Origin of the sequence: uncultured Neglectibacter sp., assembly GCA_937958185.1 — a bacterium.
Lineage (GTDB): Bacteria > Bacillota > Clostridia > Oscillospirales > Acutalibacteraceae > Acutalibacter.
Genome location: CALFFN010000006.1, coordinates 147,570 through 161,911, shown reverse-complemented (window position 1 = coordinate 161,911; position 14,342 = coordinate 147,570). Strand labels below are relative to the sequence as shown.

The 14,342-nt window shown below is 55.8% G+C and carries 14 protein-coding genes; 6 read left to right on the top strand and 8 right to left on the bottom strand.

Annotated elements, in window-relative coordinates; translation table 11 throughout:
* Nucleotides 1-184: 184 nt before the first annotated feature.
* Genes AB8996_RS02180 through AB8996_RS02170 form a run of 3 tightly spaced genes read right to left on the bottom strand, consistent with a single transcriptional unit; the run spans nucleotide 185 to nucleotide 1,382 of the window.
* Nucleotides 185-592: a hypothetical protein gene (locus tag AB8996_RS02180; RefSeq protein WP_369297336.1), complete on the bottom strand. Its 408-nt coding sequence runs from the start codon at nucleotides 590-592 to the stop codon at nucleotides 185-187.
* 20 nt (nucleotides 593-612) lie between these two features.
* A complete protein-coding gene (locus AB8996_RS02175; RefSeq protein WP_369297335.1) occupies nucleotides 613-1,095 on the bottom strand; it encodes a hypothetical protein in 483 nt (160 codons plus the stop codon).
* A 35-nt stretch (nucleotides 1,096-1,130) separates the two neighbouring features.
* Nucleotides 1,131-1,382, bottom strand: coding sequence for a hypothetical protein (locus tag AB8996_RS02170; RefSeq protein WP_369297334.1), 252 nt, complete (start codon nucleotides 1,380-1,382; stop codon nucleotides 1,131-1,133).
* Between the two features lie 91 nt (nucleotides 1,383-1,473).
* On the opposite strand from AB8996_RS02170, the gene AB8996_RS02165 reads away from it, so the two are divergent.
* The 4 genes from AB8996_RS02165 (at nucleotide 1,474) to AB8996_RS02150 (ending at nucleotide 5,667) form a co-directional block, all read left to right on the top strand.
* Nucleotides 1,474-1,953, top strand: a complete 480-nt coding sequence (locus tag AB8996_RS02165) for a metallophosphoesterase (RefSeq protein WP_369297333.1) — start codon at nucleotides 1,474-1,476, stop codon at nucleotides 1,951-1,953.
* Between the two features lie 405 nt (nucleotides 1,954-2,358).
* The gene (locus tag AB8996_RS02160) at nucleotides 2,359-4,053 is read left to right on the top strand and encodes a phospho-sugar mutase (RefSeq protein ID WP_369297332.1); all 1,695 of its coding nucleotides are present in this window, start codon (nucleotides 2,359-2,361) and stop codon (nucleotides 4,051-4,053) included.
* A gap of 403 nt (nucleotides 4,054-4,456) precedes the next feature.
* Nucleotides 4,457-4,942, top strand: coding sequence for an RNA polymerase sigma factor (locus AB8996_RS02155; RefSeq protein WP_369297331.1), 486 nt, complete (start codon nucleotides 4,457-4,459; stop codon nucleotides 4,940-4,942).
* Entirely contained in the window at nucleotides 4,939-5,667 is a 729-nt protein-coding gene (locus AB8996_RS02150; protein ID WP_369297330.1) for a hypothetical protein, read from the top strand. Before AB8996_RS02155 ends, AB8996_RS02150 begins: the two co-directional genes overlap by 4 nt.
* 185 nt (nucleotides 5,668-5,852) lie before the next feature.
* Here AB8996_RS02150 and AB8996_RS02145 read toward each other — a convergent pair whose 3' ends face one another.
* Nucleotides 5,853-6,080 carry a hypothetical protein gene (locus tag AB8996_RS02145; protein ID WP_369297329.1) on the bottom strand — a complete coding sequence of 76 codons (228 nt, stop codon included), beginning with the start codon at nucleotides 6,078-6,080 and terminating at the stop codon, nucleotides 5,853-5,855.
* Between the two features lie 267 nt (nucleotides 6,081-6,347).
* Between AB8996_RS02145 and AB8996_RS02140 the strand changes: the two genes are divergently transcribed.
* Entirely contained in the window at nucleotides 6,348-7,178 is an 831-nt protein-coding gene (locus AB8996_RS02140; RefSeq protein WP_369297328.1) for a hypothetical protein, read from the top strand.
* 45 nt (nucleotides 7,179-7,223) lie between these two features.
* On the opposite strand, the gene AB8996_RS02135 is transcribed toward AB8996_RS02140, so the two are convergent.
* The 4 genes from AB8996_RS02135 to AB8996_RS02120 form a co-directional block, all read right to left on the bottom strand.
* Nucleotides 7,224-7,907, bottom strand: a complete 684-nt coding sequence (locus tag AB8996_RS02135) for a YitT family protein (RefSeq protein WP_369297327.1) — start codon at nucleotides 7,905-7,907, stop codon at nucleotides 7,224-7,226.
* 36 nt (nucleotides 7,908-7,943) lie between these two features.
* Nucleotides 7,944-8,804, bottom strand: a complete 861-nt coding sequence (locus tag AB8996_RS02130) for a DegV family protein (protein WP_369297326.1) — start codon at nucleotides 8,802-8,804, stop codon at nucleotides 7,944-7,946.
* Nucleotides 8,805-8,862: 58 nt separating this feature from the next.
* Nucleotides 8,863-10,161 carry a 2-hydroxyglutaryl-CoA dehydratase gene (locus AB8996_RS02125; RefSeq protein WP_369297325.1) on the bottom strand — a complete coding sequence of 433 codons (1,299 nt, stop codon included), beginning with the start codon at nucleotides 10,159-10,161 and terminating at the stop codon, nucleotides 8,863-8,865.
* A gap of 489 nt (nucleotides 10,162-10,650) precedes the next feature.
* Nucleotides 10,651-13,557 (bottom strand): acyl-CoA dehydratase activase-related protein, encoded by a 2,907-nt coding sequence (locus AB8996_RS02120; protein WP_369297324.1) that lies wholly within the window; start codon nucleotides 13,555-13,557, stop codon nucleotides 10,651-10,653.
* A gap of 322 nt (nucleotides 13,558-13,879) precedes the next feature.
* Here AB8996_RS02120 and AB8996_RS02115 point away from each other — a divergent pair, with 322 nt between their 5' ends.
* Complete coding sequence (locus AB8996_RS02115) at nucleotides 13,880-14,296, top strand: acyl-CoA thioesterase (protein ID WP_369297323.1); 417 nt, start codon at nucleotides 13,880-13,882, stop codon at nucleotides 14,294-14,296.
* Nucleotides 14,297-14,342: the final 46 nt, after the last annotated feature.

Below are 14,342 nucleotides of genomic sequence, written 5' to 3'. Positions count from 1 at the left end.
CCGCTTTTTTCATAGTCTCTGGGGTACGCCGATCTATAGATTATAGTGTTCTAAAATTCAGAAAATGGGCGGAAAAATATTCCACCGTCTTTTTGTTGCCTTGCTCATTGCTAATTTCTAATTTCTAATTCCTAATTCCCTCGTTCTCTTCTCTTTCTAACAACTAACTGCTAACAGCTAACAACTACATGAGCAGGAACATCAGGGCGAACATCAAATCGTGATGGCTGTCGTCCTCGCTGAGCAGGATCAGCAGCGCCAAAATCACCGTGCGCTCCTTGTCCTGAAACAGGGATTCCAGCAATCCGGGGGATTGCATTTGCCCCTGGGACCGTTCCTCTATGGGCTGGCGGGTTTCGGGGGGCTGTGTATGTTCTCTCGGGGATTCTGTATGTTCTGCCGGGGGCTCCGGCGGGTGTCTCTGGGCAGGCTGGGACGGGGAAGAGCTCCGCTGGGCGGGACTGCGCTGCTGGGAGCCGCGCCGCTGCTGAGGAGCTTCCTGTCTGGGCGGAAGATGGGCGCGGGACTGCATTTCCCTTGCCCGGCGCACAGCGTCCTCCCGCATTTGATCCATGTCGTATTCGTTTGGCATATGCGCTCCTTTCTCCGGCGTTACAGCAGCCCGGAGAGCAGCCCGGAAAATAGACCGCTGTCCTTGAGCAGGGGCATCAGCCGCATCATTTGCAGGATTTTTATGGCTTCGTCCAGCTTTTTCCGGCGCTTTTCACTGAGCAGCGGGCGCAGGGCGTGCAGCAGCCGGGTGGAATCGTCCTCCCGGTTGACCTGACTGAGCAGCGGCGCCAGCCGCGTGACGGTTTGCAGCAGCTCCGGCGTTACGCCGCCCAGTGGGTTTTGGGGCGGCGGGGCAGAGGCGCTGCTGCCAGAGCCTCCCCCCAAAGCGCTGAGCATTCCTGCCAGCGCGGAGGGGTCAAAGCCCGGCTCTGCCGGGGGAGGTTCCGGTGGCGGAGCCGCAGGGGAGGTGCTGCCGGAGGACGTGTTGTTCCCCAGCCCAAGGGCGCTCATCATGCCCTGGATCTGCTGCATGCTTTGGGGGTCGGACAAAATCTGGTTCAGCTGTTGGCTCAGGTCGTCCATGGCGCGCCTCCTCACGGAAAAAATTCAAAATCCGCTTATTTCTTCCCCTTTTGCAGCATTTGGAACAGCCGCTGCGCCTGGGGCGAGGACAATAATTTTTTAGCGGCTTCCGGGTCGCTGAGCACTTTTTTCATGGCATTGGATTCGTTTTGTCCCATCATATGGGAAAGGTCGCCGTTCTGCGCCGCCTGCTTCAGCGCCTCCGGGGTAGTCCCAAGACGCTGGGAAGTCAGCTTCAGCAGCGCTTCCAGCTGAGATTCGTTCAAATTTGGCTCGTTCTGGCTCATAAAACACATTCCTCCATTTATTTTCCCTTATACCTTTATGGTATGCAGGAGGGGCGGGAATGATGAAAAGATTCCAAAAAGGAGAGGTCGTATGCGTATTCTGGTAGTTTCCGATACCCACAGGAATGTGGGGAACCTGCGCGCCGCCCTGCTTGCCCAGCCCCAGGCGGAGCTTGTGATCCACCTGGGAGACGGGGAAGACGATGTGGCGCTGTTAAAGCCCAGCTTCCCGGAAAAAACATTTTTGCAGGTGCGGGGCAATTGCGATTGGGGCTCCAACCTGCCCTATACCGGCGTGTACACAGTGGAGGGGGTAACGATTTTTTACACCCACGGGCATTTGTACAATGTGAAAAGCGGCTTGTACCAGGCTGAGTGCGCCGCCAGGGAGCAGAAAGCGCAGGTGCTGCTGTTTGGGCACACCCACCACGCCCTGACCGATTATGATGACGGGCTGTACCTGATGAACCCCGGCTCCGCAGGGCATTATGCCCCGTCGGAACCGCCCAGCTACGGCACCCTGGATATCACCCCCCAGGGCATTGTGACCAATATTATTTCGATTCAGTAGACCGTTGAAAAGCGACTTTTGCGGAGGGTGTGTAGGGGACGGTGCCCACATCGTCCCGCTTTCTCTCGTTCATTTGTAGGAAACACCATCTCACCGCCGATTGGGAGAAAATCGTCCTTATGGCAGTGCACCTGTGAGGCAGTGAAAAAAGGCGGTTTTGCTCCGCAAAAGAAAGGCTATGCCTTTCTTCTTGGGAATTGCGGTATTTCATACCGCAAAGCATTTTTTCCGCCCATTGATGGCGGTGTACCTGAGAGACTATGAAAAAGAATGTTCGGCGCTTTTTGTCGAACATTCTTTTTCCGTCCATTGTTGACACAGCGCACAAAAAATGGTAATCTAAAAGCAGAAAATTCAGGGAAATACCGAACGCCGGCGATCTCTGAGGAAGAAAGGGCGATAAGCATGACTGAGTATGAAAGATGGCTACAGCAGGAATTAGACGATAAGGATCTGACCGAGGAGCTTCTCTCGGTGAAGGATCAGCCGGAGGAAATCAACGACCGTTTCTATCGGGACCTGGAGTTCGGCACCGGCGGCCTGCGCGGTGTGATCGGCGCGGGCACCAACCGCATGAACGTGTACACGGTGCGGAAAGCCACCCAGGGGCTTGCCAATTATCTGTTAAAGCACGGGGACGGAAAGCCCCAGTCTGTGGCAATTGCCCACGACAGCCGGAATAAGGGCGTGCTGTTCTCCCAGCAGTCCGCGGCGGTGCTTGCCGCCAACGGCATCAAGGCGTACCTCTATCCCCAGCTGATGCCCACCCCGTCCCTGTCCTACGCGGTGCGGCATTTACAGTGCAACGCCGGTATCTGTGTCACCGCCAGCCACAACCCTGCCAAGTATAACGGCTATAAAGCATATGGCAGCGACGGCTGCCAGGTCACTGCCGACATGGCGGACGGTATCATGAACGAGATCAATTCCCTGGATATTTTCTCCGATGTGAAAAAGATGGATTTTGAAGAAGGGGTCAAGTCCGGCATGATCGAATATATCGGCGAGGAGACCGTCAGCGCTTTCCTGGACGACGTATATCAGGAGAGCCTGATCGGCGACGCCAGCAATTTGAAGCTGGTATACACCCCCTTAAACGGCAGCGGCAAAATGTGCGTCACCAGGATTTTGGACCGTATCGGCGTCAAGGACATCACCATCGTGCCGGAGCAGAGCGAGCCGGACGGCAATTTCCCCACCTGCCCCTATCCGAACCCGGAAATCCGGGAAGCGCTGCAAAAGGGCCTGGAGCTTTGTGAAAAGGTGAAGCCCGACCTGCTGCTTGCCACCGACCCGGACTGTGACCGTGTGGGCATTGCCGTGAACCAGAACGACGCCTATGTGCTGATGACCGGCAACGAAGTGGGCGTTCTCCTGATGGACTTTATTGCCAGGGTGAAAAAGGAGCAGGGCAGGCTGCCCGCCCGCCCGGTTGCCGTGACCACCATCGTCAGCACCGACATGGTGGACCCCGTGGCAAAGGATTACGGTGTGGAGCTGCGCCGCTGCCTTACCGGCTTTAAGTATATCGGCGACATTATTGCCGAGCTGGAGGAAAAAGGCGAGGAAGACCGTTACCTGCTGGGCTTTGAGGAGAGCTACGGCTACCTCTCCGGCGGCTATGTCCGGGATAAGGACGCCGTGGACGGCAGTATGCTCATCTGCGAAATGGCTTCCTATTACAAGAAAAAGGGCATGACCCTGGTGGACGCCATGAACGCCCTGTATGAGAAATACGGGTACTATGTCAACGACGTGTGCAGCTACGGCTTTGAGGGCGAGGACGGCATGAAGACCATGAACGGCATTATGGACACCCTGCGGAAAAATCCGCCCGCCGAGATCGCCGGGGCAAAGGTCACCGGGCGCAGCGATTATCTGGAGTCCGTGTCCTATGGCGATAAAGAGGGGAAAATCGACCTGCCCAAGTCCAACGTGCTGGAGTACCGCATGGAGACGGGCTGCAAGCTGATCGTCCGCCCCTCCGGCACCGAGCCGAAGATCAAGATTTACCTGTCCGGCAAGGGCGCTACCAGAGCGGAAAGCGAAGCCGTCGTTGCCAAGATGAAGGAGGCTGTTCCCGCCCTGCTGGGAATTTAGCGGTTAGTTATTAGTTATTAGAAAAGGACCCAGCCGTTCGGCTGGGTCTCAGACTGTCGATAAGCTCTCTAACTGTAAGAAACGGAAAGGGGAAGAAGTGTGGAGAAGCTGCTTCGCAGCTTCAGGGAACCGTTAGGGGCGCTGGTCTCCGGTGGAGACCGTTCAGCGCTGACCGAGCCGACAGGCAAGACCCCTCTCTCGCGTTTCAATCACAACAGGTTGAGGAAATCGTAGGTTTCCTCAACCTGTTTACGCGTGTCGAAAAAATTTTTTCCGACACGCGTAAACCCAGCCGTATGGCTGGGTCTGTTTTTTGCGGCTGCGGCGGTTCTGAAAAAAATTTCAGGGAAAATGAAAAAATAGGGGAAGCTGAAACGTGTTAAGGGTGAAGGGAGATGAAAAGATGGTTTCGTCAGGTACCGATGAAATGATCGAGAGGATCGTTGCGGAATACAGCCCCATGCTTCTGCGCCTTGCCTGTACCCGCCTGCGTTCCGCCGCAGACGCGGAGGACGCGGTGCAGGAGGTATTTTTGAAGCTGCTGTCCTCGCCTGTCAGGTTTCGGGACGCCGAACATGAAAAGGCGTGGCTGATCCGCGCCACCCTTCACCGCGCCGGCGACATACGCCGCCGGGCGGAGCGGAAAAACCTTTCTTTAGAGGAGGCGGACGGTCTGCAGTCTGCCGGTTGGAGTGGGACGGACTACATTTTGGACGCGGTGCGGGCACTGCCGAAAAAATATGGAGCGGTCCTGTACCTCCATTACTATGAAGGGTATTCCGCGAAAGAAATCGGAAAGCTGCTGGGGCTGCCCGCCGCCACGGTGGGGACCCGGCTGGCACGTGGTCGGGAACGGCTGCGCAAAAGCCTGAAGGAGGATTCTTTATGAACTGGAACAACTATCGGAAGGCCATAGACAGCATAACCTTTTCTCCTGATTTTCAGGAGCGCACGCTGGCTCTGCTGCGGCAGACCCGCCACGAAACGCAAAAAAAGGAGATGCATACGATGAAGCACAAGAAAATATGGAAAGCGGCAGTGGCTGTGGCGTGTACCCTGCTGCTCAGCATTTCGGCATATGCTGCCGTACAGTGGCTCAGCCCGTCCCAGGTGGCGGATATCATGCAGGAGCCGAAAATCGCCCAGGCATTTGCCGGGGAGGAAGCGGTGCCTATGAACGAAACCCAGGAAACGGGAGACTACCTGATCCATCTGGCAGGCACTACATCGGGGAAAGGGCTTTCCGTGCTGAACCCCGACGTGGAGCAGTCCCACACCTATGCGGTGCTGCTTGCGGAGCGCAAGGACGGCGCCCCCATTGGCGCGGAGGACTTCAATGCCTCCAGTTTCCACCCCCTGCCGCTGGTAAAGGGGCACGACCCCCTGAAGGAAGACGGTCTGTTCAGCGGGACCAGCACCTTCAGCTTTGTGCAGGACGGTATAGCCTATTGGCTGGTGGACATGGAAGATCTGGAGCAGTATGCCGGGGAGACCGTCTATCTGGCGGTGTATGACGGCATTGCCCCTACCATGTTCCAAATGGCGGAGGACGGAAGCTTTTCTTTCCGGGAAGATTACACAAAGCTCGGCGCCCTGTTTCCCCTCTCTGAGTAAACTCAATTCCCCTAATTTCCCTGAAAACCCAAAAGGAAGAGCATGGATCATTCCATGCTCTTTCCGCGTTTTCCAGAGAAAACGACCCGGCGAATGGACGGAACTGTTTCGCTTATAACGACAGCCCCCTCGGAGCTCCAAGGGGGCTGAAAATAAGGACGATAGTAGAAAATGCGTTCAATCCGTCAGCGCACGCCGGTCCTGCCGCCGCCACCGCCGCCGGTGTTCTGGTGACCTTTCATAAAAGCCATGGGGCGAAGAACGCGGTCGAGAGAATCCTCTCCGCCCTTCTTGTTCCGCCCGGAAACAAGCCAGAGGACCAGCATTGCCACGGCGACCACCACGATCAGGACAAGAGCACCCTTGATCCAGGGCCAGGCTGCTGTGAAAAACGCGCCGATATTGAATGACATACGCTTCGCTCCTTTCGGGAAATTTTGTTAATATATTGACGAGCTTTGTGGTAATTTCAGTCTAGCTTGAAACATGGGCTTTGTCAAGTGACAGTTCCTACAAACATCTCCCATTTGAATTAGATATTTTCACGGGAATCATGGGAAATATCTGCATTTTTTGTGTAAATGCACAAAACTGTTTTTGCCCCACTATTGACAACCGGGTAGATGGAGAGGAAAATAGAAAGTAGAAATTTCAACGCTGTTTTGCAGAAGGAAGAAAAAATGATTCAAATTACCGACACTTATGAGGAAATCAAGCGGCTTTTTGAAAAGGGAAGCTTTCAGAGAGAAGCCTATCAAGCCTATGCCGCGGGGATTTCCAAAGCCCTGCCGGAAATGCTGTGGGAGGATATCCGGGAATATGACTTTGAAAGGGACGTGCTCCCCGTATTGGAAAGCCTGTTTGCCCATCGGCACGAGGCGGAGGCTGCCCATGAATCTTTTTTGAAAGCAGCCCGTGCAATTGAGGAAAAATGCGCTGCCCTGCCCTGTGGAAAAATAGACAGCAGCGTGGTCTTTTATCTGGGGCTGTGCAATGGGGCGGGCTGGGCAACGGAGCTTGACGGGAGACCCGCCGTCCTTTTGGGGCTGGAAAAAATCGTGGAGCTGGGGTGGACCGGCGAGCGGGATATGATAGGGCTGCTCTATCACGAATTAGGGCACCAGTGGCATTTCCAAAACAGAATGGCGGAAAGCAGGGAGGAAACGGCTGAGGAAAAAGCTATGTGGCAGCTCTATACGGAGGGGGTCGCCATGCGTTTTGAGCAAATGATGTGCGGTGACCCCCGCTTTTACCACCAGGATACGAACGGCTGGCTGGATTGGTGTGAGGAAAACCGGGGGCGGCTTGCCCTGGAATACTTGAAAAGAGTGGAAAACGGCGAAAGTATCCAGGGCTTTTTCGGCGACTGGTGCGCCTTTGAGGGACATTCGGACGTGGGCTACTATCTGGGGGCGGAAGCGATCCGGCTTGCGCAGGAGGAAAACGATTTGCAGGAAGTGCTGGATTTTTCCCCAAAACAGGTGCTGAACTATCTGAAGCGGCTTTCATGAGCCGTGCTTTCAAAAAAGGAGCTGGCCGATTGGTCAGCTCCTTTTTTACGAAAGCGTTTCATTCTTCTTGATTTCCGAAATTTTCAGCACCGGCGCGGCAAGGTATTTGTTGCACAGCGGCAATAGGGGTCCTGTGCCGAACGCCATGATGAGCGTGCCCACCCCTACCGGCGCGCCGCAGAAAAAGCCGATGACCACGCAGGTCACGTCGCAGAGGATACGCCACCAGCGGAAGGGGATTTTCGTCTTGTTGGGCACAATGAAGGAAAGGCAGTCATAGGGCGCCATGCCCAAATTAGAGGTGACGTAAAAGGAGCAGGCGACCAGCATCAGCGCCACACCCACCAGCGTAAGCAGCAGCCGCGCCCACAGGGACAGCGCCTGGGCGTCCACCAGCCTGTTCCAGATGGGGCTGAAAAAGTCGGCGGAAAAGCCCACCAGGAACATATTGCCCAGGGTGCCCAGCCCCAGCATGGAACGGTCCAGAAAGAGAATGACGATCAGCAGCAGGATATTCAAAATAGCCTGCCATGTGCCGAAGCTCATTCCGATCCGGGAGGAGATCCCCTGATTCAAGGTGGAAAAGGGATCGCAGCCCATGGAAGCCAGCATGAAAAGGGATACCCCCAGCCCCATGACCGTAACAGCCACCAGCATGGCAATGATCCGCCGGGGCAAATGCTGCCCGGCATATTTCCCCGTATAGGGTTTTAATTGAAATTTGCCCATTTTCTCAGCCCCTCACGGCAAAGCTCCGCAAAATAATCAGGAAAGGGTCTCAAATAAAATACCCAGCGTGTTGGGACCGCAGTGGGACGCGATGGTGCAGCTGGCGTGGGTGGCATGGATCTCCTTGAAATCCATGGTTTCCTGAATGGTCTTGCGCACCAGCTCCTCCAGCTCCGGCGCAATGGAGGAATAGGTGATGAAAATATGGTCCCTTTTGATGTCCGGGTACTGGGCAAGCTTTTCCTTCACGTACTGCACCAGCACCTTTTCCAGGGAGCCGCGGTACTTTTTGCCCACGTGCATACTGCCGTCGGAATTGTCCACCTCAATGCAGGGCTTCAGGCTCAAAAGGTTCGCCCCCACCGCCGCCACGGTGGAGCACCGCCCGCCTGCCCGCATGAAGTCCAGCGTGTCCAGAATAAAGCTGGCGTGGGTCTTTGCCCGCAGGGCGCTGACCTCCTCGGCGATCTGCCGGGCAGGCATTCCCGCCCGGATACGTTCCCCTGCTTCAATGACCTGCAGGGAAATGCCCGTGGACAGGCTGAAGCTGTCGATGGGGAACACGTGCCCGCCCAGCTCCTGCGCCGCCAGGACGCAGTTTTTGTGGGCGCTGGAAATTGCCCCGCCCAAATTCAGGTGAATGACGTCATATCCCTCGTCCACCCACGGCTTGAAGTATTCCACATACTCCTCCATGTTGATGGCGGCGGTCCGGGGCAGGGCTTTCCGGGCATAGTACGCCTCAAAAATCTCCTTTACCGTGATGTCCACATTGTCCTGATAATCCTTCTCCTCCAAAATGATGTGGAAGGGATAATAATGCACATCGTACCGGGCTTTCAGCTCATCGCCCAGGTCACAGGTGCTGTCCGCGCTGAGAATGATCTTGTTTGCCATAAATAGGACCACTTTCCTTTCCTTGCTCTGGTCATTTCCTGCAAAAAAGCCTTGCCTGTTAAGCTTCGCCGGCGGCAGGCACAGCGGGGGAAGCGGCGGGGGTGCTGTTTTCCTGCTCTCTTGCCACTGCCAGCATCAGCTTGATGCGGTTTTCCTGATTGACCTTGGTGGCGCTGGGGTCATAGTCGATAGGCACGATATTTGCTTCGGGATAAACGCTTTTTACCTTGCGGATCATGCCCTTGCCCACGATGTGGTTAGGCAGGCAGCCAAAGGGCTGGGTGCATACCACATTGCCGTAGCCGCTTTCGATCAGCTCCATGACCTCTGCGGTCAAAAGCCAGCCCTCGCCCATCTTGCAGCCGTAGCCGATCACCTGCCCCGCCAGCTTTTTCAAATGGGAATAGGGGGCGGGGGGCGTGAATTGGGGGAATTTCTTCACAGCGTCGATCAGGTCCGTTTCATATTTGGTAAAATACCATTTCAGCATAGTGCAAAGCTGCTTTTTGGCAGGATTCCCGCCGTACAGGGCAATGTCCTCCAGGCGGTTGTCCACCTTGAAGATCATAAAGCCCAGAATGCCGGGCACCATGACCTCGCACCCCTGCTCGAAAAGGAAATCCTCCAGATGGTTGTTGGCAAGGGGCGAATATTTGACATAGATCTCGCCCACCACGCCGACCCTGGTCTTCTTCACGTCCCGGCGCTCGATATCCGCAAAGGATTTTGTAATGCTGTCGAAATACTGGTGCATTTCCCGCTGGGAAAAGGCCTTCCCCTGCTCAAAGAGCTTGGTCAGCGTCAGCGTCCAATGCTCTACCAGCGCGTCGCTTGCGCCCTCCAAGACCTCATAGGGCTTGGTCTGGTTCTTTAAGAGCATCAGCAGGTCGCCGTAGGTCAGGGCGGCGATCGCCCGGCGCAGCAGGGGCAGGGTGATCTGGAACCCGGAATTGGATTCCAGCCCGGAAAGGTTCAGGGAGATCACGGGGATATAGTCCAGCCCGTCCTTTTTCAGCGCCTTTCTCAGCAGATGAATGTAGTTTGACGCCCGGCAGCCGCCGCCTGTCTGGGTCATGATGAGCGCTACCTTGTGCAGGTCGTACTTGCCGCTGTGCAGGGCGTGCATCATCTGCCCAATGGAAAGCAGCGCGGGGTAGCAGGTGTCGTTATGTACATACTTCAAGCCCTCGTCCACGATCTCCCTGCCAGTGGTCCGCAGCAGGTCAATGTGGTAGCCAAAGCTTTCCAGCACGTTTTTGATCAGCTCGAAGTGGATCGGCGCCATATTGGGCGTGATAATGGTGTAATCCTTCTTCATTTCCCTGGTAAATTCAACTCTTGCGGTTTCGTCAGCCATATTTTTATCACCTACTTAATTTGTTGTCAGTTGTGAGTTTTCGGTTGTTAGAAAAGGACTTTCGCGGGGTGCCCCCGCGGGCAAGTCGGGAAGATAGCGGGTACTGCTTTCAAGCGCGTCTCCCGACCGAAAATTGTGTAGATAAATTGGAGTTTAGCAGTTGTCGGAAAACCGTTTTCCAAAGCCTCTGCTTTCGCACATTTAGGTTCCTGCCTTTTCGATCATGCTGCCGTGTGCGATTTTTTCTTTCTTCGGCGGGGGGCTTCGCCCCCCGCCTACCCCCTGATAAAAGGCAGATAGCTTGCGGTTTTCCCAATGGGAGTGAATAAAACTTTTTTCTCCCCCGTTATTTAGATTTCACGAGATAGAGGAACGAGAGTTCTGCAATAATTGCTCGTTGCTCATTTCTCATTTCATGCGTGCTAAACTATCATTTACCCGCTTTGCCCTTGTTCTTTTTCTAACAACTAATTACTAAATATCTAACGACTAGAACCCCAGCGCGGCAAACAGGCTCCGTAGCCGGATCTTCACAGCGCCCAGGTTAGTGATCTCGTCAATTTTGATCTGGGTGTAGATCCTGCCGCCGTCCTCCAGAATGGAGCGCACCTCGTCGCCGGTGATGGCGTCCACGCCGCAGCCGAAGGATACCAGCTGCACCAGATTGACGCGCTTGTCGCCGCTGTCCGCCACATATTTGGCGGCGCAGTACAGGCGGGAGTGGTAAGTCCACTGGTTCAGGACCCTGGTGGGGAATTTCTCCACCATGTCGCTGACGGAATCCTCCGTTACCACCACCGCGCCGCACTCGCAGATCAGCTTGTCGATGCCATGGTTGATTTCGTTGTCCAGATGGTAGGGGCGCCCGGACAGGATAATGACGGGCAGGTTCTGGTCCTTTGCCAAAGCCAGGTATTCCTTTCCCTTTTTGCGAATGCGCGCCATATGGGCTTCGTATTCGGCATAGGCGGCGTCGGAGGCTTCCTTTACCTCGCGCTCGGAAATGCCGGGAAAATATTTTTCCAGGATATGGAACATTTTGCCCGGAAAATCCTTCCGCCGGTGAAGCCCCACATAGTCGTAAATAAATTTCGTGTGTTCCAGCGCCTCGATATTGGCGTCCAGCACCTCGGGGTAATAGGCGACAACCGGGCAGTTATAGTGGTTGTCGCCCTTGTGCTCGTCCAGATTATAGCTCATGCAGGGGTAGAAGATGGCGTCGGGGTGAGCTTCCAGCAGCGCCTCGATGTGCCCGTGAATCAGCTTTGCCGGATAGCACACGGTATCGGAGGGAATGGTGTGCTGTCCCCGGAAGTACAGCTCCCGGTCGGAATCCGGGGAATGGATCACTCCAAAGCCCAGCTTCGTAAAGAAGGCGTACCAGAAGGGGTACAGCTCAAACATATTCAGCCCCATGGGAATGCCGATGGTCCCCCGCTTCCCGGTGCAGGGCGCATAGGAAGCAAGCAGCTCCCGCTTATAGTCGTACAGGTTGTACTGGGAGGTGCGGCTGTGCTTTTGTAGAGGTCTGTCGCAGCGGTTGCCCGCGATGTAGCGGGAGCCGTTCTGGAAGGTGTTCACCGTCAGGCGGCAGTGGTTCTGGCAGCCGTTGCAGGTGATGGAGCGCACCTCGTGGGTAAAGTTTTTCAAAGCTTCCGGCGTAAGAATAGTGCTTTTTTCCGCTTCCTGGTGCTGCTTTGCGTACAGCGCCGCGCCGTAAGCGCCCATCAGCCCGGAAACGGAGGGGCGGGTCACGTTCTTGCCGATCTCCTTTTCAAACGCCCGGAGCACGGCGTCGTTTAGGAACGTGCCGCCCTGCACCACGATGTGGTCGCCCAGGCTTTTGGCGTCGGTCACGCGAATGACCTTGTACAGCGCGTTTTTCACCACGCTCATGGAAAGCCCGGCGGAAATATTTTCAATGGAAGCGCCGTCCTTCTGCGCCTGCTTTACGGAGGAATTCATGAACACCGTGCAGCGGGAGCCCAGGTCCACCGGGCTGTCGGCAAAGAGACCGCATTTCGCGAAGTCGCTCATTTGATAGCCCAGCGCCCCGGCGAAGGTCTGCAAAAAGGAGCCGCAGCCGGAGGAGCAGGCTTCGTTCAGGAAGATATTGTCGATGGTGCCGTTCTTGATTTTGAAGCACTTGATGTCCTGCCCGCCGATGTCGATAATGAAGTCCACCTCAGGCTCGAACTTCCGGGCGGCGGTGAAGTGGGCAATGGTTTCCACCACGCCCATGTCCAGGGAAAAGGCGTTTTTGATGATCTCCTCGCCGTACCCGGTGGAAGCGGCGGAGCGGATCACAATGCCGGGGAATTTTTCGTACAGCGCCTGCAAAAATTCCTTTACCAGCGGCACGGGATTGCCGGAATTGGGCAGGTACTGGGAGAAAATGATCTCCTCCTGCTCATTGATCGCCGTTGCCTTCAGCGTGGTGGAGCCGGCGTCAATGCCCACATAGGCGATATTTCCCGGCAGCAGGGGCGCGTCGGTGCGAATGCTGTCTTTGGCGTGGCGGGCGGCAAACTCGTGGTATTCCGCCTGGCTCTGGAACAGCGCCTCGCTGCTCTGGTACTGGTGGCTGGAGCTGTAGGTGCGAATGCGCTCCGTCACCTCAGAGAGGTCAAATTCCTCGCTGGTCTCGGACATGGCGGCGCCGGCAGCCACATAGTAAAGGGAATTTTCCGGGCAGGTGCCCTTGACGCCCAAGATCCTGTCAAAAGCAGCCCGCAGCTGGGAAAGGAAGGTGAGCGGACCGCCCAGATAGATGACGTTCCCCCGGATCTCCCGCCCCTGCGCCAGCCCGGCGATGGTCTGGTTCACCACGGCGTTCAGAATGCTCAGGGCAATGTCGTTTTTCTGGGCGCCCTGATTGAGCAGCGCCTGGATATCCGATTTGGCGAACACGCCGCAGCGGGAAGCGATGCTGTAGGTGCGTTCGCTGGTTTTTGCGATCTCGTTCAGCTCGTCCGGGGTGATGTTCAGCAGGGTCGCCATCTGGTCGATGAACGCCCCGGTGCCCCCGGCGCAGGAGCCGTTCATGCGCACCTCCATAGAGCCGGTCAGGAACAGGATCTTCGCGTCCTCGCCGCCCAGCTCGATCACCACGTCGGCTTGGGGCAGATATGCTTTTGTTGCCGTGCGGGTGGCATATACCTCCTGCACGAAGGGTATCTTCAAATCCTCTGCAAGCCCCATGCCTGCGGAGCCGGAAATGCAAAGCCCGGCCCGGGTGGCTTCGGGAAACTGTTCCCGAATGCGGGAAAGCATACCCGACGCCTTTTCCGCGATCTGGGAAAAGTGCCGTTCATATTCCCGGAACACAGGCGCTCCGCTGTCGTCAAATACCACGCATTTTAAGGTGGTAGAGCCTACATCCATGCCAATTTTCATGCTTACAACGCAGTCCTTTCTTCTTCGGCGCGGCGCGCCGGACGGTCCTTGGGTAAAAGCCGGGAACAGCGCCGCAAAACCGCAGGTTTCGCAGGTTTTCCACAGGCTGCCCGAAAAAATCGGAATATACTACATCTTATCATTTTTCGACGGGAAAATCAACAGCCCGACTATGAACAAATCGCAAACAATCCCTGTCAGTTCAGGAAGAAATTCCCTGTGTTTCATGCTTATGTCCCCACCCTGTCCGGCTATGTCAACACTTGAAAAACCCTGCGGGTTATACTATACTTTAAGAAAAATACCAGGTGGGGGAGAGCCTATGAAAACGGCGGTTTACCAGCGGCAGGTCTATTATTACGAGACGGACAGAATGGACTGCGTGCACCATTCCAATTATATCCGCTGGTTCGAGGAAGCCCGCATTCATTTTATGCGGGTGTGGGGCTTCAGCTATGAGGAGCTGGAAGCCGGGGGGATCGTCAGCCCGGTGCTCCGCGCGGAAGCGGAGTATAAAACCATGACGCGCTTTGGGGACACGGTGCTGATCGAAGCCGGGGTGGAAAGCTATACCGGCACGCGGATCGCCTTTTGCTATACCGTGCGGGACAAGGCGACGGGGGAAGTCCGCTGTCAGGGGAAAACCTCCCATTGCTTCTTAAAGGAAAGCCGCCCTGTTTCCCTGAAAAAAGCCAACCCCGCCTACGACGGCGCCGTCCGCCGGGTGATGGAGGACTGACGCTTTTGCGGGAACGCCTTTGTGAACAGCCTGTAAATTTCCGGGC